19 protein-coding genes are annotated in these 20,371 nt (G+C 71.1%); 10 read left to right on the forward strand and 9 right to left on the reverse strand.

Annotated features, from left to right (window positions below; all coding sequences use genetic code 11):
* Window positions 1-20: 20 nt before the first annotated feature.
* Complete coding sequence (locus tag ACZ69M_RS26155) at window positions 21-1,751, reverse strand: IclR family transcriptional regulator domain-containing protein (RefSeq protein WP_470053417.1); 1,731 nt, start codon at window positions 1,749-1,751, stop codon at window positions 21-23.
* Window positions 1,752-2,033: 282 nt separating this feature from the next.
* On the opposite strand from ACZ69M_RS26155, the gene ACZ69M_RS26160 reads away from it, so the two are divergent.
* A complete protein-coding gene (locus tag ACZ69M_RS26160; RefSeq protein ID WP_470053419.1) occupies window positions 2,034-2,780 on the forward strand; it encodes an aquaporin in 747 nt (248 codons plus the stop codon).
* Window positions 2,781-2,883: 103 nt separating this feature from the next.
* Complete coding sequence (locus ACZ69M_RS26165; RefSeq protein ID WP_470053421.1) at window positions 2,884-4,353, forward strand: aldehyde dehydrogenase family protein; 1,470 nt, start codon at window positions 2,884-2,886, stop codon at window positions 4,351-4,353.
* A 112-nt stretch (window positions 4,354-4,465) separates the two neighbouring features.
* Here ACZ69M_RS26165 and ACZ69M_RS26170 read toward each other — a convergent pair whose 3' ends face one another.
* The gene (locus ACZ69M_RS26170; RefSeq protein WP_470053423.1) at window positions 4,466-5,638 is read right to left on the reverse strand and encodes an acyltransferase family protein; all 1,173 of its coding nucleotides are present in this window, start codon (window positions 5,636-5,638) and stop codon (window positions 4,466-4,468) included.
* A 170-nt stretch (window positions 5,639-5,808) separates the two neighbouring features.
* On the opposite strand from ACZ69M_RS26170, the gene ACZ69M_RS26175 reads away from it, so the two are divergent.
* Window positions 5,809-6,798, forward strand: a complete 990-nt coding sequence (locus tag ACZ69M_RS26175) for a phosphotransferase (RefSeq protein ID WP_470053425.1) — start codon at window positions 5,809-5,811, stop codon at window positions 6,796-6,798.
* A 13-nt stretch (window positions 6,799-6,811) separates the two neighbouring features.
* Here the strand turns inward: ACZ69M_RS26175 and ACZ69M_RS26180 are convergent, their stop codons facing one another.
* Window positions 6,812-7,912, reverse strand: coding sequence for a winged helix DNA-binding domain-containing protein (locus ACZ69M_RS26180; protein WP_470053427.1), 1,101 nt, complete (start codon window positions 7,910-7,912; stop codon window positions 6,812-6,814).
* Between the two features lie 160 nt (window positions 7,913-8,072).
* A complete protein-coding gene (locus ACZ69M_RS26185; RefSeq protein ID WP_470053879.1) occupies window positions 8,073-8,657 on the reverse strand; it encodes a DinB family protein in 585 nt (194 codons plus the stop codon).
* Window positions 8,658-8,779: 122 nt separating this feature from the next.
* On the opposite strand from ACZ69M_RS26185, the gene ACZ69M_RS26190 reads away from it, so the two are divergent.
* The 4 genes from ACZ69M_RS26190 (at window position 8,780) to ACZ69M_RS26205 (ending at window position 12,995) form a co-directional block, all read left to right on the forward strand.
* Window positions 8,780-9,847 carry a helix-turn-helix transcriptional regulator gene (locus tag ACZ69M_RS26190; RefSeq protein ID WP_470053428.1) on the forward strand — a complete coding sequence of 356 codons (1,068 nt, stop codon included), beginning with the start codon at window positions 8,780-8,782 and terminating at the stop codon, window positions 9,845-9,847.
* 53 nt (window positions 9,848-9,900) lie between these two features.
* Window positions 9,901-10,074, forward strand: coding sequence for a hypothetical protein (locus ACZ69M_RS26195; protein ID WP_470053430.1), 174 nt, complete (start codon window positions 9,901-9,903; stop codon window positions 10,072-10,074).
* 111 nt (window positions 10,075-10,185) lie between these two features.
* Window positions 10,186-12,048 (forward strand): ABC transporter ATP-binding protein, encoded by a 1,863-nt coding sequence (locus ACZ69M_RS26200; protein WP_470053432.1) that lies wholly within the window; start codon window positions 10,186-10,188, stop codon window positions 12,046-12,048.
* Between the two features lie 77 nt (window positions 12,049-12,125).
* Window positions 12,126-12,995, forward strand: a complete 870-nt coding sequence (locus ACZ69M_RS26205) for a serine/threonine-protein kinase (protein ID WP_470053434.1) — start codon at window positions 12,126-12,128, stop codon at window positions 12,993-12,995.
* Here the strand turns inward: ACZ69M_RS26205 and ACZ69M_RS26210 are convergent.
* Both ACZ69M_RS26210 and ACZ69M_RS26215 read right to left on the reverse strand, forming a co-directional pair.
* Window positions 12,973-13,728, reverse strand: a complete 756-nt coding sequence (locus ACZ69M_RS26210; RefSeq protein ID WP_470053436.1) for a hypothetical protein — start codon at window positions 13,726-13,728, stop codon at window positions 12,973-12,975. The two genes, ACZ69M_RS26205 and ACZ69M_RS26210, sit on opposite strands and share 23 nt — an antisense overlap.
* On the reverse strand, window positions 13,718-14,317 hold the full coding sequence (locus tag ACZ69M_RS26215) for an RNA polymerase sigma factor (protein WP_470053438.1): 600 nt from the start codon (window positions 14,315-14,317) through the stop codon (window positions 13,718-13,720). Before ACZ69M_RS26215 ends, ACZ69M_RS26210 begins: the two co-directional genes overlap by 11 nt.
* A gap of 299 nt (window positions 14,318-14,616) precedes the next feature.
* On the opposite strand from ACZ69M_RS26215, the gene ACZ69M_RS26220 reads away from it, so the two are divergent.
* Both ACZ69M_RS26220 and ACZ69M_RS26225 read left to right on the forward strand, forming a co-directional pair.
* Complete coding sequence (locus ACZ69M_RS26220; RefSeq protein ID WP_470053440.1) at window positions 14,617-15,414, forward strand: SAM-dependent methyltransferase; 798 nt, start codon at window positions 14,617-14,619, stop codon at window positions 15,412-15,414.
* A gap of 58 nt (window positions 15,415-15,472) precedes the next feature.
* Complete coding sequence (locus ACZ69M_RS26225; protein WP_470053442.1) at window positions 15,473-16,003, forward strand: GNAT family N-acetyltransferase; 531 nt, start codon at window positions 15,473-15,475, stop codon at window positions 16,001-16,003.
* Window positions 16,004-16,167: 164 nt separating this feature from the next.
* Here the strand turns inward: ACZ69M_RS26225 and ACZ69M_RS26230 are convergent, their stop codons facing one another.
* The 3 genes from ACZ69M_RS26230 to ACZ69M_RS26240 form a co-directional block, all read right to left on the reverse strand.
* Window positions 16,168-17,148 carry a CU044_5270 family protein gene (locus ACZ69M_RS26230; protein WP_470053444.1) on the reverse strand — a complete coding sequence of 327 codons (981 nt, stop codon included), beginning with the start codon at window positions 17,146-17,148 and terminating at the stop codon, window positions 16,168-16,170.
* Complete coding sequence (locus ACZ69M_RS26235) at window positions 17,145-17,897, reverse strand: RNA polymerase sigma factor (protein ID WP_470053446.1); 753 nt, start codon at window positions 17,895-17,897, stop codon at window positions 17,145-17,147. Before ACZ69M_RS26235 ends, ACZ69M_RS26230 begins: the two co-directional genes overlap by 4 nt.
* Before the next feature lie 127 nt (window positions 17,898-18,024).
* Complete coding sequence (locus ACZ69M_RS26240; protein ID WP_470053448.1) at window positions 18,025-19,227, reverse strand: MFS transporter; 1,203 nt, start codon at window positions 19,225-19,227, stop codon at window positions 18,025-18,027.
* Window positions 19,228-19,541: 314 nt separating this feature from the next.
* On the opposite strand from ACZ69M_RS26240, the gene ACZ69M_RS26245 reads away from it, so the two are divergent.
* Window positions 19,542-20,213: a beta-glucanase gene (locus tag ACZ69M_RS26245; RefSeq protein WP_470053450.1), complete on the forward strand. Its 672-nt coding sequence runs from the start codon at window positions 19,542-19,544 to the stop codon at window positions 20,211-20,213.
* Window positions 20,214-20,371 lie beyond the last annotated feature (158 nt).

The following is a 20,371-nucleotide window of genomic DNA, read 5'->3' on the forward strand; positions in this document are numbered from 1 at the left end:
GTGTTCCTCGCTCCGCAGTGTCAGCCCGTCTCCACGGGAGCGTGGGCACTCGCGAGGGCCAGGTCGGCTTCGACACGGGCGGCGCACGCACGCAGGGCGGACAGCATGGTGTCCCGGGTGTGCTCGGGTGACTCCGGGCCGGCGTGCATCGCGACGTTCAGCGCCGCGACGGCGCGCCCGCTCCGGTCCCTGACGGGTACGGCGAGTGAGCGCAGCCCTGCTTCCAACTCCTGTTCGGCCAGGGCGAATCCGTCGTCGGCGGCCTGGGCGAAGGCCGCGGTGAGCGCCTCGGGCGAGGTGAGCGTGTGCGGGGTCAGGGCCTGCGGGCGGAGGGACCGGATGCGCTCCGGCCACTGCGCCCGCGGCAGGTCCGCGAGCAGGACGCGTCCCATGGAGGTCGCGTAGGCGGGCAGTCGGGTGCCGGGGGTGATGCGCGCGCTGGTGATCTGCCCGGTGGCCACGCGTGCGACGTATCGCACCTCGGCGCCGTCGAGCACCGCGAGCGAGGCGGACTCCCGTACCCGTGACACCAGGTCGGCCAGATGCGGACGGGCGATGTCGGCGAGGGTCAGCGTGGACAGTCGCGCGTATCCGAGTTCCAGGACGCGCGGGCCCGGGAGGAAACGGCGTCCGTGCTGTTCCACGTAGGAGAGTTCACTCAGCGTCAGCAGATTGCGCCGGGCGCTCTGATACGAGAGTCCGGCGGCCTCCGCGGCCTCGGCGAAGGTGAGTCCGCCGCGTTGTCCGCCCAGCGCGGTCAGTACGGCCAGGCCCTTGGCCAGCGCCTGGAGGAAGGACGGCCCCAGCTCGGGCTTGGCGTCGGCGTACGCGGGGGTGGCGGCGGGCGGCGGCGCGGCGGGCAGGGGGTGCGGGGTGCCGTACAGCGCGTCGGCGACGTCCTGGGCGGCCCGGTTCATCTCGGTCAGGGCGTGGGCACGGAGGTCGTCGGCGCTGTGGCGGCTGGTGTGCGCGAGCACGCTGATCGCGCACACGGGCCGCCCGCCGGGGTCGCGCACGGGGACCGCCAGTGCGACCAGGCCCGGGGCGACCAGTTGGTCGTCCAACGCCCAGCCGTTCGCGGCCGCCGCCGTGGTCCAGGCAGCGAAGTCCGCTTCCGTCCGCTCGGGGCGGGGAGCCGTGGGGCGCATGGGGACGGCCGGGAAACCTGCGTCCAGGGGGTCGGCCGCGCGCCGGGCCCGCCAGGCCTCGTGCGTCGGCGGGTCCCAGCCGGTGGCGAGTACGGCTCCTGCGGCGCAGCGCTCGGAGGGCAGCAGGTCGCCGACGCGGAAGCCGAGGGGGATCACCCGGCCGGGCGGGACGGCCGTACCGACGATTCGCGCGTCGCAGCCGTCGAGGACGATCGCCGAGACCGACTCGTCCAGGATCCGGGTCAGCCGCTCCAGGCTCGGGCGCAGCGCGCGGGACAGGCCGCTCGCGTCGAGGTAGGCGTTGCCGAACTCCATGAGGCGAGGGGCGAGCACGAGATCGCGGCCCTCGGCACGCAGGTACCCGAGGTGAACCAAGGTGGCGGCGATCCGGTCGACGGCGGAACGGGCCAGGCCGGTGGCGCGGACCAGGTCACCCGGCCGTACCGCCTCCGCGGAATCGGCCATGACGCGCAGGACGTCCAGACCGCGTTCCAGCGGGCCGACGGCTTCCCCGCGGCCTGCTTCGGATCCAGCGGCCTGCGGCGCGGTGCTCGTGGGCTGCTTCGGCGCCCCGGCTCGCGCCCCCGCGACGCCCCGTGCCATGGCCTCTCCTCCCGCGCTTCCCCACTCGTCGGCGCATACGGCCGGACCCGTGTGGAGAACGCTACCGGGTCGCGGGCCATTGACAGCCGTCACCCGATCCCGCAGACTCACCGCACTCGGTGAATGAACACAAGTTCACTCAGCGAAAAAACATCAGCGACAAGAGCACAGGTCGCCTGCCGGGTGCACCGCGAAACGTTCCGCACCCGGCCCCGGCCTCCCCGCGGCACGGCCGGAGCCGTGCCGCGCCCCAAGACCCCCTCCCTTGCCCCGAGGACTCCCATGAGCACTTCCGCCCAGAGCCGCGCGGACCTGATCCGGCACAGCGCGTACGAGTTCGCGCTGACCACGGTGCTTCTCTTCGCCGTGGTCAGCCTGGTCCGCTGGCTGGCCTTCCCCGGCTCGTCCCTGGCGATCGCTGACCCGGACACGCTGTTCGTCGTCGCGGGAACCGTCGTGGCCGCGCTGATCGCGGCGCTGATGTACTCACCGCCCGGCCGCGCCTCCGGCGGCCATCTCCACCCCGGCGTCACCGTCTTCCTGTGGACATGCGGGCTCTTCCCGGGCCGCACCGTCCTGCCGTACGTCGCCGCACAGCTCACCGGGTCCCTGGCCGGGACCGCGCTGGCCCGGGTGGTGTGGGGCAAGGTGGTCGACCAGGTCGGGTACGGCGCCGTGCATCCCGCGCCCGGTACCGGCGCCGTCGAGCTCTTCGTCGTCGAAGGCGCCGCGCTCGCCGCGGTGTTCGTCGCGGTCGCGCTGGTGATGTCCCGAGCCGCCCTGCGCGGACTGATCCCCGCGGTCATCGGGCTCGGCGTGGGCGTGGTCATCGCCACTCTGGGCACCGTGACCGGCGCGAGCATCAACCCGGCGCGTGCCTTCGGCCCGGCCCTGCTGTCCGGCCAGTACGACCACTTCTGGAACTACATGATCGCGCCGCTGGTGGCCCCGGCCCTCGTGGGCCTCACGCACCGCGCCCTGCGCACCCGCCGGGACCGGTCCGCACCGACCGCGCCGGCTGAGGCGTGACCCGACGGCGACCGGCCGCCCCAGCCTCCTCTCCCCCGCTCCCACCTCCTCCCCTCCTTTCCTTTCGCCGCCTCCCCTCTGCCCACTCACCCAGGAGAACCCCATGTCCACCGCCCGAGGCCTGATCATCAACGGCCAGGAAGTCCCCGCCTCCTCCGGCCGGACGGCATCCGACATCAACCCCTGGACCGGCGCCGTCTACGCCGAGGTCGCCGCCGGGACCCCCGAGGACATACGCCGAGCCGTGGACGCCGCCGACGCCGCGTTCGAGGCGTGGGCCGCGACCAGGCCCGCCGAGCGGCGCCGGATCTTCCTGCGCGCCGCGCAACTGATGGAGGAGCGCGCCGAGGAGGTCGTCCGGCTGATGGCGGCGGAGGTCGGGGGCGTCGCGCCCTGGGCCGGCTTCAACGCCAAGCTGGCCGCCGACATCCTCATGGAGGCGGCGGCCGCCGTGAGCGGACCCACCGGGCAGACGCTCGCCACCGACTCCGAGGGCGTCCACTCGGCGCAGGTACGGGTCCCCAAGGGCGTGATCGCCGCGATCTCGCCGTGGAACGCGCCCGTCATCCTCGGCGTGCGCGCGGTCGCGATGCCGATCGCGATGGGCAACACCGTGGTGATGAAGCCCAGCGAGGACGCACCGATCGCCTGCGGTCTGCTGGTCTCGGACGTCCTGCACGAGGCCGGGCTGCCCGCGGGCGTGCTCAACGTCGTCACCAACGACCGCGCCGATGCCGCCGAGGTGGTGTCCGCGCTGATCGCCGACGACCGGGTACGGATGGTCAACTTCACCGGTTCCACGGAGGTCGGACGGGTCATCGGCGTCCAGGCCGCGCAGCACCTCAAGCCCGCCGTCCTCGAACTCGGCGGCAAGAACGCCCTGCTCGTCCTGGAGGACGCGGACGTCGAGTACGCGGTGGACGCCGCCGTCTTCGGCTCTTTCATGAACGCCGGGCAGATCTGCATGTGTGTGGACCGGGTCATCGTGCACCGCGCGGTCGCCGAGGAGTTCACGGCCGGGTTCGCCGCCCGCGTCCAGGCCCTGCCGTACGGGGATCCGGCCGACCCGGACACGGCGGTCGGCCCCGTGGTCAACGCCGCTGCGGCCCAACGGGTCGCCGCGCTCGTCGCGGACGCCGTGGCCCACGGAGCGCGGCTGGCCGCGGGCACCGGACAGGTCGAAGAGCCCGGCACGCTCATCCGCCCGGTCGTACTCACCGGCGTCACCAAGGAGATGAGGATCTACTACGACGAGATCTTCGGCCCGGCGACCGTGATCCACGTGGTCGACAGCACCGACGAGGCCGTGACGCTGGCCAACGACACACCGTACGGCCTGACCGCCGGCGTGATCACCGAGAACCTGGCGACCGGTCTGGAGGTCGCCCGCCGCCTGCGTACCGGCATCGTTCACATCAACGACCAGTCGATCGCGGATGAACCGCAGGCCCCGTTCGGCGGCGTGAAGAGCTCGGGCTACGGCCGCTTCGGCGGGCAGGCGGGCGCCGAGGCCTTCACCGACACCCGCTGGATCACCGCCCAGACCAGCGGCCACGCCCACTACCCGATCTGACATCCGCCGGACGCACCGCTGTCCGGGCTCACTTCGGCCCCTTCGACACCCACATGTCGAAGGGGCCGGCAGTAGTTCCCGATGTGTTGACAGCCGTCCGGGCGAGGAGAGCTCAGGCCCGGCGGCGTGAGCGGCTGAATCGGCGTACGAGTGGGGCCTCGACCAGGGTGTAGAGCGCCCAGGACAGCAGGACCGTGCCGACGGCCGTGCCGACCAGCATCGCCACGCCTGTCCCGGTGGAGTACATCTGGTGGGTGCCCAGGGCCTTGCGGAGCGTGGACAGCGCTGTGTAGTGCAGGAGGTAGAAGGCGAAGGAGATCTCGCCCAGCCAGACCATCGTGCGGTTCCTGAACGGGGTGAAGCGGCCCTCGATGTCCGCGGTGGCCGCGGCCGCGATCAGCAGCGCGATCGGCAGGATCATCGCGGCGCGCTGACCGTAGAGATAGGGCACGTGGAAGGTCAGCACGTACCCACCGACCAGCAGCAGGCTCGACCAGAACATGCCGATGTTCCGCCAGCGCCCGTGCTTCACCGCGAGCGCCACCAGGATGCCGAGGGCGAAGTCGACCATGCGGACCGGGGGCAGCACATAGCTGAACCAGTACTGGGAGACCGAGAGGTCCTGGCCGCTGGGCACCCGTGGGGTCTTCGGGAACAGGGCGTACGCCAGCGCGGGGGTGGCCCACACCGCGGCGATCGCTCCGGTGATCCAGTACTTGAGATGACGGGCGTCGATGCGCCTGAAGACACTCAGCAGCAGGGGGAAACTCAGGTAGAAGACGGCTTCCACGGCCAGCGACCAACTCGGTGAGTCCACACTGAAGTTGGTGAAATAGCTGGGCACCCACACCTGAACCATGAACAGGTTGGCGAGGGAGACATGGGTGGATGTGTAGGAACTGGCGAACAGCAGCATGGCGAGCGCCCAGGCGACCACGTAGTTCGGGTAGATCTTGACGAACCTCCGCCGCCAGAACCCCGTCGTGGTGTCGCCGCGCCGCGCCGACCAGGTCAGGACGAAACCGCTGAGCACGAAGAAGAACGACACGCCGAGGCCGCCGGCCTGCGAGGTCCAGTCGGCCAGGCGGTACTCGGTTCGGTCGTCGGACAGGAGCCGCAGCGGGGGTATCGGGAGGAAGGCGTGGTGGGCGAAGACGGCCAGCGCGGCGGGGAACCGCAGGCCGGTGAGGGAGGGCAGCCGGGAGACGCGGGGGCGCTTGGGCTCGGCGGCTTCGCCGCTCTCGTCGGCGGGCGCGGAGCCGGTCAGTACTTGCTCGGTGGCCACGGGATTTCCTTTCTCGAGTGTCGTCCTGCAGCGGCCCGCTCTTTGTACAGTCGCGTGCTCGTGGCTCACTCAAGAGTTGTTGTTGGATTGAGCTCGTTCGGGCTGTGGTGAGGTCGACTCAACCGGCCCGGCCACGAAGCCTGGTCGTCACCGTCCGGAGAGGTTCCTGAATGCACTTCGCAGCCGACTTCATAGCGGAGACCTACCAACTCGGCGCTGGGCCATGGGCGTTGGCGCCCGTCACCCGTGGCGCGTTGGGCCAGATCTGGAGGTTCTCCGGGAACGGCTCCTCATGGGCGGTGAAGGAGCTCCTCTTCGGCTGCGACGAGGAACAGGTCCGCCGGGAGGCCGCATTACGGCAGGCCGCGGAGGACCTGGGCATCGCGTCACCGCGGCTTTTTCTCAATCGCCACGGCGCATACGTCTCACGCATCACCGCTTCTTCGGGTTCTTCAGGCGGGTCCTATGTGAAGCTGTACGACTGGGTCGACGGCGCCAAGGCGGACGCGTCCGATCCGGACATTCTGGACTGGTTCGGCCGGACCACGGCACTTCTCCACACGGCGGGACAGGGCGCGAGCGAGACGCCGGATGCCTGGTACGAGCGGTCCCCTCAGGACGTCGAGTGGAAGGCCCTGTACAAACAGGTGCGTCAGGCCGGCCTCCCGTGGGCGGAGGCGTTGGGGCGGTTCATCGACACTTCCGCGGCAGAGTTGGCGCACTGGGTGACACCGGCCGACGCCGGCGATCTGGTGACATCGCATCTCGACCTGCAGCCCCAAAACGTTCTGGTCGGCCGGGACGGGCCGGTCCTCCTCGACTGGGACAACGCCGGGGTCACTTCGGCGGAACGCGAGTTCGCACGCGCCGTGTACGTCTGGTCGGGCGGCAATCATGTGGACATCGACTCCGCCCGGCGGCTGGCGCGGGCCTATCGGAGTGCCGGAGGCCGCGCCGTCGTCACGGGTCCTCAGTCGTTCTCGATGCTTTTCGCGACGGCCCTGAACTTCGTCTACGTACAGGCCGAGTGCGCCCTCGACCAGACTGTGACCGCCGCGCAGCGCGAGTTCGCGAGCAGGCAGGTCGTCGACTCCTTGCGGGGCATGCCGGAGCTGGAGGTCGTGTCCCGGCTGGCCGCCGAGCTCGATGCCGTGCGGTAACGGGGCGTGCCCCTCAGCCAGGAGCCGCCGCGACCCGTACGCGGCGGCTCTCGCTGTCGGAGAGGAATGACATCAGTTCCTCTCCCTGTTCGGCGACGGCGGTGCGCTCGGCCGCGGAGAAGCGGCGCAGTGGCGTGATGTTCACGGTGCCTGCCTCGACGTTCCAGGTCGCGGCGACCCGGCCGTCGACGAGGACGACGCGGGCGCCCGCGACCGACAGCCCGCGGTGGGCGTCGTCGACGATCCGGCCGCGGTCGTGGTAGCCGAGGAGCGCGTTGTCGAACGCCGGCAGGAACCGGACCGGGGCGGGTGTGTCGGGGTCGGGGCGCGGCATGCCGGGGAGGTCCAGCAGTTCCCGGCCTCGCTCGTCGCGGAAGGTGACCAGCTCCTCGCGTATCGCGGACACCGCGGCCGGCAGTCCGGCGAGGCCGCACCAGGCGCGCAGGTCGGCCGAGGCCGCGGGACCGAACGCGGCCAGATAGCGCCGTACCAGCGCCTGGCCCACGGGATCGGAGCGGTCCTCGGTCGGCGGGTCGATCTCCCGGCCCAGCCAGGACGAGAGCGGCACGTTGCGCACTCCCGCCTTCGTGCGCCACAGCCCGCGCGGCGGCAGCTGCGCCATCGGGACGAGGGCGGCGATCAGCATCTCCCCCAGGGCCCGCGGTCCCGGTGCCGGCCAGCGCTCGGCGAGCGCCCGCGTGAGCTCGGTCATCGAGCGGGGCTCGTCGTCGGACATCACCGCCCGGCCCGCCGCCGCGAGTTCGTCCAGGTCGATCCCGTCCAGCTCGCGGCGGTAGGTGCCGAGCACCCGTTGGCGCAGCATGGCATCGTGGCGGGACCGCCAGGCGAGGGCATCGTCGGCGGTGAGGAGGTGGACCGTACGGCGCATGAGATGGGTCCGCACCACACTCCGCCCCGTCAGCAGGTCCGAGAGCCCTGCCGGATCGAACGCCCGCAGCCGGGACCAGAGTCCGACGTACGGTTCCTGCGGTTCCTGTGCCTGAAGACCGCACAGGTGCGCGACGGCGTCGAGGACCGGTAGGTCGCCGTGCTCGAGCAGCAGTTGTCGGGCGAGTGTCGCGCGGTTGAGGGCCCGGGTGCCGAGCACGGTCATGGGGTCACGCCGATGCCGGTCCGCCCCGGTTCGCACATCTTCACGGTGACGCCGTTCCCTTCGGTTCCGTGCGGGTCTTGATCGATTCCGTGCGGGTCACGCGGTCGGGACCGGGTGGCGGCCGGCGGGCAGCCGCCACCCGGTCGAGCTCCGCCACCGGTCAGGTCGACGTCTGCCCGTCGAGCGTCTCGCGCAGGATGTCCGCGTGCCCGGCGTGCTGGGCGGTCTCGGCGATGACGTGCAGCAGCACCCGGCGCACACTGCGCACCGCTCCAGGCTCGTGCCAGGGCGCCTCCGGCAGCGGGTGCGTCGTGGACAGGTCGGGCAGGGAGGCGATGACCTTCTCGCTCCGGGCGGCGACCTGCTCGTAGCGCTCGATGATCCCCGCCAGCGTCTCGCCGGGCAGCATCCGGAAGTCGTTCTGGTGGTCGATCGCCCACTGCGGGAACTCGCGTGCGGTACCGGCGTTGAGGTCGGCCCAGGTGACACCGTCGGGCAGGTCGTAGCGCATCGCCGAGGGGCCGTCGACCGCGAAGCTCATCCATCCCTCCTCGATGGACGCGACGTGCTTGATCAGCCCGCCCAGGCACAGCGCGCTGACCGTCGGGGGCTCGCCGGCCTGTTCGTCGCTGAGCCCGCGCGTCGTGTTGGTCAGGGCGGCTCGCGCGGTCGCGAGCTGGGCGAGCAGGTCGGCCCGCTCGTCGTCGAGCGCGCGGGGCGTGGAGGGCGTGGAGGTGGCGGTCATGGTGATCGGGTCCTTCTCTTCGTTGCCGTTGGCCGGCTGTTCGTTGCTGTGGTCGGGCACGGAGGAACAGTCGCAGGAGAAGCGGTCAGGATGTGTCCGCTTCTCGGGGCACCATGGAAGTCATGCAGAAGACCTCCGCGCGGCTGCTGTCGCTGCTCTCGCTGCTCCAGGCGCGCCGGGACTGGCCAGGAGCGCTGCTGGCCGACCGGTTGGACGTCAGCCCGCGCACCGTGCGACGCGACGTCGACCGCCTGCGCGAGCTCGGCTACCCCATCGTGGCCACCAAGGGCCCGGACGGCGGGTACCGACTCGACGCAGGCACACAACTGCCCCCGTTGCTGTTCGACGACGACCAGGCCGTCGCCCTCGCCGTCGCGCTCCAGATCGCCACCACCACCGGTGCCGGCATCGAGGAGGCCGCGGCGCGCGCGCTGAACAGCGTCCGACAGGTCATGCCGGCGCGGCTGCGCCGCCGCGTCGAAACCCTCCAGGTCACCGCCGTCGAGCGGCCCGTGGCCCGGCGTCACCCACAGGTCGACAGCAGCGTGCTCATGACGCTCGGCGACGCCGTCCACGCCCGCCAAGTGCTGCGCTTCGACTACACCCCCGCGTCCCCGGCGGGAACCGGCGACCGCGACCCCGCCGGGGCTCCGCCGCGCCGGGTGCAGCCCCACCACCTCGTCACCTGGGGCGGACGCTGGTATCTCGTCGCCTGGGACCTCGACCGCGACGACTGGCGCACCTTCCGTGCCGACCGGATCAGCCCGCGCACCCCCACGGGCCCCCGTTTCACTCCGCGTGAACTGCCCGGCGGGAACGTGGCCGCCTTCGTGACCAGCAGGTTCCAGGGCGCGGACGGCTCCGACGGCGCGGACGGCTCCGACGGCTGGCCCTGCCGAGGTGAGGTGATCCTCGACCTCCCCGCCGCCGTCGTCCTGCGCCACACCCGCGAGGGGATCGTCGAGGAGCTCGGCCCGGACCGCTGCCGCCTCGTCCTCGGCTCATGGTCGTGGCCCGGCCTGGCTGCCACCCTCGGCAGGTTCGACGCCGACATCGAGGTCGTCGGACCGACCGAACTCAAGGACGCCTTCGCGCACTTGGCCCGCCGCTACGCCGCCGCCGCGGCCGACGTACTGACACAGAAGACCCAAGAGGACAAAACCAACTATTTACTTCAAAACGACATCTAAACGACATCCAGGACCGTATCTGATATAAGGCACACCCCAGCGGGAGGAATGCCATGGCCATCTTCAGTGATCTCTTTCCTGCCAGACACGACGACCACGACCATGGGCACGACCACGGCCACGACCACGGAGGGAACGACCACTCGGGTCACGACGAGGACTCGATGAACAGGCACCACGGCCGTCACTCCGACTTCGAGGACCACCGGTCCGGTCACGACGAGTGAAAGCGGGAGCGGACCGGCGTCCGGAGGACCGACCGGAGCCGGTCCGCTCCGTCGTCCGCGCGACGGTCGACGAACGGCTGACGGACGACGAACGACTGACGGACGCATGCGATGAAGCGTGTCGCGAACCGTGTTCTGGAGCGGCTGCTGTTGGTGGGCGAGGAGTCCGCGCCCCTGGTGACGGCCGCGCCGCCGGTGCCCCCGCACGAGGTGTTCCGCCGTTTCTGGCCCTACACCCGCGGCCGACGGCAGTGGCTCGTGCCGCTCGTGCTGTTCAGTCTCGCCGGTCCCCTGGTCGACGCGGCCGAACTGTGGCTATTCAAGGTCGTGGTCGACGACGTGCTCGTCCCGCGGGACCTACGACCGTTCCTCTGGATCGCACCGACCTACCTGGGGCTGGTCGTCGCCTCCGGTGTCCTGGGGTTCGCCGACGACATGACGGCCACATGGGTCGGCGAACGCTTCCTGCTGGCCCTGCGCGCCGACGTGTTCCGGCATGTCCAGCAGCTTTCGCTCGGGTTCTTCGAGCGGCGGCGGCTCGGGGACGTGCTGTCGCGCGTCACGGGTGACGTCGACGCCGTCGAGACGTTCCTGCTCTCCGGTGTGGCGGACGTTCTCTACAACGTGATCCGGCTGGGCGTCTTCCTCGGGCTGCTGTTCTACCTGCGCTGGGACCTGACGCTCCTCTCACTCGTCATCGTGCCGCTGTTCTGGCGCGCCGCCCGGCACTTCTCCCGGCTGGTCAGAGAGGCGTCCCGGGAGCGCAGGCGCCGCAGTGGCTCGCTCAGCGCCGTCGCCGAGGAGTCACTGGGGAACGTGGCCCTGGTCCAGGCGTACAACCGGCAGGGCTGGGAGGAGCGCCGCTTCGAGCGCGAGAACGTCGGCAAGTTCCAGGCCTCGATGACCACGGCACGCATCCGTGCCGTCTACCGGCCGGTGGTCGAGCTCATCGAGGTGTCCGGTGGTCTCGCCGTCATGGGCCTGGGCACCTGGAAGCTGGCGCAGGGCCAGCTCACGCTGGGCGGGCTGCTGGTCTTCCTGGCCCTGATCGGCAAGCTCTACAGCCCGATCCGCGACCTGTCCCGCCTCGGCAACACCTTCTATGCCGCGTCGGCCTCCGCGGAACGGATCATCGAGTTGCTGGACCAGCGTCCCCAGGTCGTCGAGTCCGCCGACGCCCGCCGGATCGGCCGGGCCCGCGGCGAGGTCGAGTTCGAGAGCGTGTCCTTCCGCTACCCCGGTACGCCGACCCTGGCCCTGTCCGAGGTGTCGTTCCACGTCTCCCCCGGCGAGACCCTGGCGCTGGTCGGGGCCAGCGGCGCCGGCAAGTCCACCGCCGCCAAGCTGCTGTTGCGGTTCTACGACCCCGACCGGGGCGCGGTCCGGCTCGACGGGACCGACCTGCCGGAACTGGCCCTGTCCGACGTGCGGGAGAGCCTCGCGGTGGTCTTGCAGGAGACGCTGGTCTTCCACGGCACGGTGCGGGAGAACATCGCCTACGGCCGGCCCGGCGCGACGGATGCGGAGATCGTCGCGTCGGCCCGCGCGGCCGACGCCCACGACTTCATCCGGCTGTTGCCCGACGGCTACGACACGATGGTCGGCCAGCGCGGCCGGACGCTGTCCGGCGGACAGCGCCAGCGCCTCGCGATCGCCCGGGCGATGATCAGGGACGCGCCCGTGCTGCTGCTGGACGAACCGACCACCGGCCTCGACGCCCGATCGGGCCTGCGCGTCATGGACCCGCTGCGCCGCCTGATGGCCGGGCGGACCACCGTCGTCATCTCGCACAACCTCCTCACCGTGCGCGACGCCACACGGATCGTCGTACTCGACCACGGGCGGGTCCTGGAGACCGGGACCCACGACGACCTGCTCGCTCGCGGCGGTGCGTACGCCGGTCTCCACCGGTTGCACGCCGTGCCCGGCCCCGTCCGGGCGGGCGCCCCGCTGCCGGGGACGGTGCCGTCGTGACCGGGGCGCGCACGCGAGTACGGGCGCCCGCGGTGGGGGAACCGGTCCCCCCACCCCTGGCCCCAGGCACCCGTCCCGTGCCGGACTACGAGATCCTGCGGCACCTCATGCGCACGGGATGGCTGGACCTGTACGACACGTGGAGCGAGGAGCGGGCCTGCCGGTGTGTCGTCAAGGTCGTACGCCCGGACCGTCGCGACGAGCCTGTGCCGCGGGCCCGGCTGCTGCGTGAGGGCCGGTGGCTGTGCGCCTTCAGCCATCCGCATCTGGTCCGCGCGTACGAGACCCTGGAGTGGCCGGAGCCGCTCGTCGTCCTGCAGACGCTGACCGGGGAGACGCTGTCCCATCTCGTCCCTCGCCTGCGACGGCGAGCGGCGGCCGGCGACGTGGCCCTCCTCGGCGTGCAGTTGTGCTCCGCGGTCCACTACCTGCATGGCCGGGGCCTGCTGCACCTGGACCTCAAGCCGTCCAACGTGGTGGTGGACTGCGGCCATGCGAAGGTGCTCGACCTCAGTGTGGCCCGGCCGCCGGGGCGCGCCCCGGCGGCCGGGCTTGGCACGTTCCGCTACCGCGCGCCGGAGCAGGCGCACGGCGGCCCGCTGACGGCCGCCGCCGACGTCTGGGGCATCGGCATCACGTTGTACGAGGTGGCGAGCGGCGACGCGCCTTTCGACCCCCGCGGGACCGCGGAGGGCACGGCCGACGGCGATCACCACCGCTGTCCTCGACCGGAGGTGAGCGCACCGCCGGTCGGCTCGCGGCGCCGGCTGCCCCGCGCGCTCGCGGCGGCCATCGACGGCTGCCTGGCCATGGACCCGTCGGCCCGGCCGACGGTCACCGAACTGGCCGCATCGCTCGGCGCGACCCTCCCGGCGTACGGCCCTCGTCCGCCCTCCTGCGGACACCCGGGAGCCGGGGACGTCGCTACGTTTCCCCGCCCGACGTGAGATGGGCGGTGGCGAGCACGGTGCCGTCGGGCGACGTCAAGCGGGCGCCGGACAAGGCGGCGGGGTCGACGCGGGTCGGGCCGCCCCAGAACCCGCGGCCCTCGTGCAGGGTGAAGGTGCCCGTCCGGACCGTGCCGCCACCGCGCCGCTCCAGCAGGCAGGAGACCGAGCCGCTGTACGGGTCGCGAGCGCCGGGGAGATCGACGGTCATGTAGATCCAGCCCGGGGAGCCGGTGTGGGCGTAGACCTCGCCGGCCGACTGCCTGGGGGCCGCGGCCGAGGTCAGATCGCCATGCAGCAGGTCGGCCTCGTCGCCGACGGACCGGGAGGCGCCGGCCACCGCGTTCTCGATCGCCGTTCCGGCCGCCCAGCCACCGAAGCCGACGGCGAGGACGAGTGCGGCCACCGCGGAGGCGAGCCGGAGCCGAAGCCGGCCACCGAAGCCCCTGCGCCAGGCGCCCGGAACGCGGGCGCGCGCCCGGCCGTCCTGGGCCGGCGTCCCCTGGGTCAGCGCCTGCGCCACCCGGGTCTCGAATCCGACCGGCGGCTCGCAGCCCGGCAGCAGTCCGATCAGCCCGTCGCCGACGAGGGTCAGCTGCTCGACGTACTCGCGGCAGTCCGCGCATCGGTCGAGATGGGCGACCGCTGCGGCCCGCTCGCGTCCCGGAAGTATGCCGAGAGCGAGTTCGGCGCCGATCTCCCGCAGCTTCTCGCAGGTCATGTCATTGGACATGGTCGCCTCGCTTCGGGGACACGAGCGTGGTGCGCAGCTTCGCCATAGCGGTCCTGATACGCGTCTTCGCGGTGCCCAGGGGGATGTCCTCCCAGTCGGCAACCTGCTGGGCCGTCATGCCGTAGATGCTCGCCATCACCAGCGCGCGGCCCTGTTCGCGGGGCAGTTCCGCCACCGCCGCCCGCAGCCGGGAGGACGCCTCGTCGGCCAGGACATGCTGTTCGGGGGTGTATTCGGGGGTGTCACTGACGACTCCCAGGATCACGTCGAGGTCCTCGGGCGCCACCGGTTCCGGCCGCCGCGCGCGGACGGCGTCGATGGCGAGGTTGTGTGCGATGGTCGTCAGCCAGGTCTTCACCGAGCCGCGCCGCGAGTCGTAGATCTGGGCATGCCGCCAGGCACGTTCGAAGGTCTGCTGGGCGATGTCCTCGGCGAGTTGCGTGTCCCCGGTGACGGCGACGGCGACACCGAAGACCGTGTGCTGGAACCTCCGTACGAAGGTGACGGCCAGCTCCGGGTCGCCGGTGGCCAGCCCGGACAGCAGAGCTTCGTCCGGGAGACGGCCCACGGGGAACCGAAATCTCGACATACCCATATATACGGTCCGCCCTCGCCAGGAGATTGCCCGGCTGCCACGGAACCCCACCCTCCGATTGTCCCGCGCTTCCGCCTACGCGGCACGGGCAGCGGCCCGACGTGCCTTTTCCGGGCGTGTGACCTTCCGTATGTCGCCCGGCGTTGTGGACCTCAGGTAATCCCGCGCGCACCGACCGTGACGGTACCGCTCGCGCCAGTAACTGCGGTCATGGGCACGGCAGTTGATATGCGAAGCTGTCGTCAGCCGCTCGCGGGCAAGGTGGCCGGGGCAGTCGTCGAGAGGAGCACAGCGTGAGTCAGGACGGCTTCCGCACCGGGGAGATAGACACCAGCAGGCCACACCCTGCGCGGATCTACGACTACCTGCTGGGCGGCAAGGACAACTACGAGGTCGACCAACAGGCCGGCGACCAACTCGCCTCCGCCGCTCCCGAGGTGCGGATCGGGGTGCAGGCCAACCGCGCCTTCCTGCAACGCGCCGTCCGTTACGTCGTCAACAGCGGCGTCCGTCAGATCCTCGACGTCGGCACCGGGCTGCCCACCGCCCCGAACGTGCACGAGACCGCCCACGAGGTGGCCCCCGACGTGCGCGTCGCGTACGTCGACAACGATCCGATCGTGAAGGCACACGCCGACGCGCTGCTCAGCCGCTCCGGTGCGACCAGCATCGTGCTCGCCGACCTGCGCGATCCGCGGGCCGTGATCGACCACCCCGACGTCCGCCGAGTCATCGACTTCGACGAGCCGGTCGCCCTGCTCCTCGTCGCCATCCTCCACTTCATCACCGACGCGGAGAAGCCCGACCAGGCCGTCGCCGCCCTTCGCGACGCGCTGCCCGCCGGCAGCTTCCTTGTGCTCTCGCACGCCACGGGCGACTTCGCCGACCGCAGCGAGGCGCAGGCCGTCTACAACAACGCCACCGCCACGCTGAACCTGCGGACCCGCGCCGAGGTGGAGCGGTTCTTCGACGGCTTCGAACTGGTTGAGCCCGGCCTGGCCCAGGTCCCGTTCTGGCGTCCGGACGCCCCGCCGCCGGCACGTTCCGGCGAGATCGGCTTCTACGGGGGCGTGGCTCGCAAGATCGGCTGAACCGACCTCTCCGGCCGATGAGGTGGCCAGGCACCGGCACGAACAGGATCATGGCGAAATGACTGATCGCCTGCCCGCCGCATCGCCGACCGTGGTGCGGCTCACGGAGTACACGAGGACCGACCAGGCTGAAATCCTGGGTGACGGCGCCGATCCCTTCGGCGTCGCGGACGCCGGCTTGACATGGCTGCCCAAGAAGGATCATTTCGGCATCAGGCAGCAGGACCGCCTCGTCGCGCACGCCGGCCTGTTGGAACTGCCCATGATCATCGGCGGGGTGCGCACACAGGTGGTGGGCGTCGGCGGAGTCGCTGTCGCTCCTGGCCTGAGGGGGCAGGGACTGGCACGGTCGGTCGTATCGGCGGCCCTGGAGCACGCACGGACGCTGGGGCCCGAGTTCGGGCTCCTGTTCTGCCGACCGCCCCTCGTCCCGCTCTACCGGCGACTCGGCTGGCGCACGGTTGAAGGTGACGTCCAAGTGGATCAACCCGAGGGGCCCGTGATCATGCCGCTGCGGACCATGTGGACGCCACTGCGTGATTCGACTTGGCCCACCGGACAGGTTCGCCTGCTCTCGCTCCCCATGTGACCGAGGGCGCCGGTGAGCAAGCGGTTTTCCACGTGGCTGAGCGTGTGATACGGCCCACACGCACGAACTCGCGAAGTGGGCGCGCGTACCGTCAGGACGGTCGGCGACCTGGCCGTCAGCAGACGGGGCATGGGCCGGACGACCGTCCTTCGGGCTGACCGGTGTCAGTTACTGGGCTCCTTGCCCCGGTTGTCGGTGACTCCGGTGTCGAGCAGAGCCTCCTTGTCCGAGCCCAGGTACGTGAGGGACTTCTTGTCGAAGACCCACACATCACGGCCGTCACGGCTCTTGAAGCTCAGGCCGATGCCGGAGCGGCCGGCGAGGTCCTTCGCGTTCTCGACGACCGAGACGCCCGGGATCTTCGCCGCCGCACGGTAGAGCGCGGCATCCAACTCGGGGAGAAGCGTCGCGCCGTCGAGCATGTCGCCGATCGTCTCCAGCGCCGCACTCTGCCTCGTCTGCCCCTCCCCCTTCGAGTCGGCGTAGATCTTCTTGAGCAACGCGTCGGGGTCGTTGGGCAGCGCCTCCATCTCACGGAATGTGCTGACGTTCGGGTCGGCGTACAGCGTCATGTCCCTCGTGCCCTTGGCGTACGAGGAGAACGGGTCCCTCGGGCGGGGCGGTGGGCCCTGCAGCACCGTGATCCGGCTGAGTCCCGGGCGCTTGCCGTCGACGGCGGTCCAGCGCGAGTCGCGGAAGATCCGGATGTCCTTGTCCGTGATCTTCAGGGAGTTCTGGGTGCGGATGTAGACGTACTGGTCGTCGCGGACGGGCACGGCCTTCTTCGCGGCGGCGACCGTGGCGATGCGGTTCAGGAGGTCGACGGCCTCCGGATCGGTGGTGCGCGTATCGGTGATGCCGGTGCCGATGACGACGGCGGCCGTGACGACGGCGGCAAGGGGTACGGCGATCACGGCGAACCGGCGTCCGGGAGGGGCGGCGGTCCTCCGCGGTGTGGCGACCGTCGCGGCGAGCCGGGCGTCCTGGGCACCTTGGACATCCTGGATATCAAAGGTGTTCTGGACTTGCGGAGTGATCTCTCGCATCAAGTGGTCCTTCAGCAGGTCGTAGCGGTCGCTCGTCAGAACCGGGTCGCCCGGGCTCGGCACCAGCCGGGCCAGTTCCTGTCGCTCTTCGGGGTTCATCGGTACTTCTCCTGTGTCGACCGTGCCGCTTCTGGGCGGCCACCCGGTTCCTGTCCGATGGGGGGATGGAGTCTCGGTTTCTCTTCTGACCCGGGTGGTCCCGGCCGGCGTCGGGACAACTCCTCCTCCGCCAGGCGACGCAGGCGCGCGCGGGCCCGGGAGAGGCGCGACCGTACGGTGCTGGCCGGTACGCCGAGGGCCTCGCCCGCGGCCGCGTAACTCAGGCCCGACCACACACACAACGCGAACACCTCGCGCTCGGGTCTGCGAAGCCGGCCGAGCGCTGCGCGGGCGGCGGCGAGCCGTTCGGTGTCTTCGATACGGCCGACGAGTTCGTCGGCGAAGTCGGGCACGGTGCCGTGGTACGACGGGCGGTCGGGAAGCCGGGCGAGCGCGGCGCGGTGCCGGCGGGCGGCGCGCTGTGTGTTGCGCAGGACGTTGGTGGCGATGCCGTAGAGCCAGGGCCGCAGGCCGTCCCCCTCCGACGACTCGGAGGGCTCGTACGGCGCGCACGACTCGTACGACTCGGCGTCCGGGTCGCCCTCTTCAGGAGCGGCGGCGTCGGGTCTCAGCCTCTCCCGCAACCGCCACGCCTCCAGAAAGGTCAGGGACACCACGTCCTCCGCGGCGCCCCGGTCCCCGGTCAGCCGGGCGGTATGGGTGTACACAGCCCGGGCGTGCACGCCGAACAGCTCGGCGAAGGCCTCCGGGTCACCGGCCCGTATCCGGGCACGTAGGGAAAGTTCCACGACCAGCCCTGTCCGCTCAGCACTCCGCGTCTCTATGGCGTCCGTCACACGTACGCCCCCGCGCCCACACGGAGAGGCCCTGGTGAACCCACGTGCCGTGCCCGGAGATTCGCGGGATCAGCCCCCGTCAGCCCGTGGCTTGCGCTTGTTCGGGCTCGTAGGTCTGCGGAAGGTCACGCTCTCGGCGCATCGGGCTCATGACGAGGATGAGCCAGCAGGGCGCGACGAGGCCCGTCATGATCCACATGGCGGGCCGGTACCCGACCAGGTCTCCCAGGACGCCACCGAGCAAGGACCCGACGGGGATGGTGCTGTGATTGATCATCATGGTCGTCGCCACGACCCGGCCGAGCAGATGCGGTGGGCAGTAGGTCTGCCGGAAGCTGCCGACCACGATGTTGGCCACGGAGATGCCGACTCCGACGAAGAAGCCGCCTGTCGCGAACAGCAGGAGCTCCGGCCCCGCCGTGGTCATCGGCATCAACAACGCGAACGGCGCGGTGGCGGCCTGGAGGAGAAGCAGCCCGCGCGCGGTGCCGAACCGCCGGGTGAACCCGGTGGCCAGCAGCGCGCCCACAATGCCGCCGGCACTGCCGCTGGTCAGCAACAGCCCGACCATGGCCGGATTCAGTCCGACGGTGCGAACCAGGAACACGACCTGCACCGCTTGGTAGCCCATCAGTGCCATGTTGATCGCGGCACCCCAGATGACCATCGGCCGCAGGTACGGGTCCCGGCCCACGAAACGGAGCCCTTCGACGATCTGCCGTCGGAGAGGGGCGCGTTCCGCGCCGGGAGCGTGGTCCGGCTCGACCACCCTCATCCGCTTCAGGCAGACCACGGAGATCAGAAACGTCACGGCGTCGGCCAGGAGCCCGGCCACCGCGCCGAACGCCTGGGCGAGCAACCCCGCCGCCCCCGGCCCGGCGACCCGGACGGCGGCCTCGCTGCCCTGCAGTCTGGCGTTGCCCTCCAAGAGGTTTCGGCCGTCGAGCACGATCGGGATGTACGAGTGGTAGGCGGTGTTGAAGCACACCGCCGCGGTGCCGCATGTCAGCGCGACGACGACCAGGTGCGGAAGGGTGAGCGCGTCGAGCCACGCCGCCGACGGAACGCTCAACAGCGCGGCGGCGGCCACCAGATCGCATGCGGTCATCAGTGGGCGTTTGCGCGTCCGGTCCACCCAGGCGCCCACGGGCAGACCCACCAGCAGCCAGGGCAGCCACACCGCCGCGGCGAGCAGACCCACGGCGGTGGAGTCGGCGTCCAACACCTCGACCGCGATCAGTGGCAGGGCCACGCCGGTGACGCTGTTGCCCAACCCGCTCACGGATTCGCCTACCCAGAGCAGGCGAAAATCCCGTTGGGTGAGTACTCCCCAGCCCGTTCTGGGCCGGTCTTGCGTGTCATGCGTCGGGTTCACCCGACGCATGATGCCGTGAGCTCCCCCAACCGGTCGTAGTGGTTGGGCAGTTGGCCTCGTAGCGGGCAACGGCTCGGTGCCGAGTGCACCCGGGGCCTCGTTCACTCCGAGTTCACTCCGAAGGGTTGTTTCCCCGCCGGTCGAGGTGAACGGAGCATGCGTCGCGCTCCTCGGGGGAGAACCAGTGGCGTACGTGAAAGCCGACATCAAGGAGGCCGCGCGTGTCCGATGTCGTCTTCACCGCGGACTTCACCTCGACGCGGCAGTGGGTCGCGGGGCATTCCTGGGCCTATCCCGACGGCGGCCCCGTCAACCCGGACGACGACAAGCTCGACTACCTGGTCACCGACCCCGACCACTGCCGCACCGGCACCTTCCGTGCCACCCGGCGCCCGGACGGCAGATGGAACACCGGCCTCCTCACGACCGAGGACAGCGACGACGGCTTTCTCCTGTGTGCGGGGGACGTGCTGGAGACCCGGGTGAGACTCCCCACGCAGATGGGCGCCTGGCCGGCCATCTGGACATGGCGGGACGGAGACCAGGAGGTCGACGTCTTCGAGTACCACCCCGACCATCCCGATCTCCTGGAACTCTCCAACCATGTGCGCGGTGGGCACCGCTACTACCGCGACGAGGCCGTCCAGCCGGGTGCCTGGGTGGACCTGCGCGTCGAGTTCGGCGCCCGTTCGGTCGTCTGGTGGGTCAACGGCGATCGCGCCTACGCCGACCGGCGGGGCGTAGGGAGGAGCTGGCAGGCCTACCTCATCGTCAACCTGTCCGTCTGCGCCGGGCGTTACCACCCACCACCGGCCGACGGGGTCTCCGAGATGGGGTTCGAGGTGGCAAAGCTACTCGTCCACAGACCGAGCATGGTGGGCGACGGCCTCTAGCGTCGGCACACGACCGGCCGCGACACCGTGGCCCGCCGCGCCGCGACACCGTGGCACCCCGCTCGCCGCCGGCCGCCCGCCTGTCGAAGATCGGGCGGGCGGCCGGGTCGGTTCTGACGGTGCACGCGTGCTCGGCGCGCGCGTGCACCGTGACAGGC

This window comes from Streptomyces sp. NPDC107454 (genome assembly GCF_055582885.1).

Excerpts from the sequence above, each read along its gene's own strand:
- ACZ69M_RS26155 (WP_470053417.1), bottom strand. The coding sequence starts at position 1,751 with ATGGCACGGGGCGTCGCGGGGGCGCGAGCCGGGGCGCCGAAGCAGCCC.
- ACZ69M_RS26160 (WP_470053419.1), top strand. The coding sequence starts at position 2,034 with ATGAGCACTTCCGCCCAGAGCCGCGCGGACCTGATCCGGCACAGCGCG.
- ACZ69M_RS26165 (WP_470053421.1), top strand. The coding sequence starts at position 2,884 with ATGTCCACCGCCCGAGGCCTGATCATCAACGGCCAGGAAGTCCCCGCC.
- ACZ69M_RS26175 (WP_470053425.1), top strand. The coding sequence starts at position 5,809 with ATGCACTTCGCAGCCGACTTCATAGCGGAGACCTACCAACTCGGCGCT.
- ACZ69M_RS26180 (WP_470053427.1), bottom strand. The coding sequence starts at position 7,912 with ATGACCGTGCTCGGCACCCGGGCCCTCAACCGCGCGACACTCGCCCGA.
- ACZ69M_RS26185 (WP_470053879.1), bottom strand. The coding sequence starts at position 8,657 with ATGACCGCCACCTCCACGCCCTCCACGCCCCGCGCGCTCGACGACGAG.
- ACZ69M_RS26190 (WP_470053428.1), top strand. The coding sequence starts at position 8,780 with ATGCAGAAGACCTCCGCGCGGCTGCTGTCGCTGCTCTCGCTGCTCCAG.
- ACZ69M_RS26195 (WP_470053430.1), top strand. The coding sequence starts at position 9,901 with ATGGCCATCTTCAGTGATCTCTTTCCTGCCAGACACGACGACCACGAC.
- ACZ69M_RS26200 (WP_470053432.1), top strand. The coding sequence starts at position 10,186 with ATGAAGCGTGTCGCGAACCGTGTTCTGGAGCGGCTGCTGTTGGTGGGC.
- ACZ69M_RS26210 (WP_470053436.1), bottom strand. The coding sequence starts at position 13,728 with ATGTCCAATGACATGACCTGCGAGAAGCTGCGGGAGATCGGCGCCGAA.
- ACZ69M_RS26215 (WP_470053438.1), bottom strand. The coding sequence starts at position 14,317 with ATGTCGAGATTTCGGTTCCCCGTGGGCCGTCTCCCGGACGAAGCTCTG.
- ACZ69M_RS26225 (WP_470053442.1), top strand. The coding sequence starts at position 15,473 with ATGACTGATCGCCTGCCCGCCGCATCGCCGACCGTGGTGCGGCTCACG.
- ACZ69M_RS26230 (WP_470053444.1), bottom strand. The coding sequence starts at position 17,148 with ATGAACCCCGAAGAGCGACAGGAACTGGCCCGGCTGGTGCCGAGCCCG.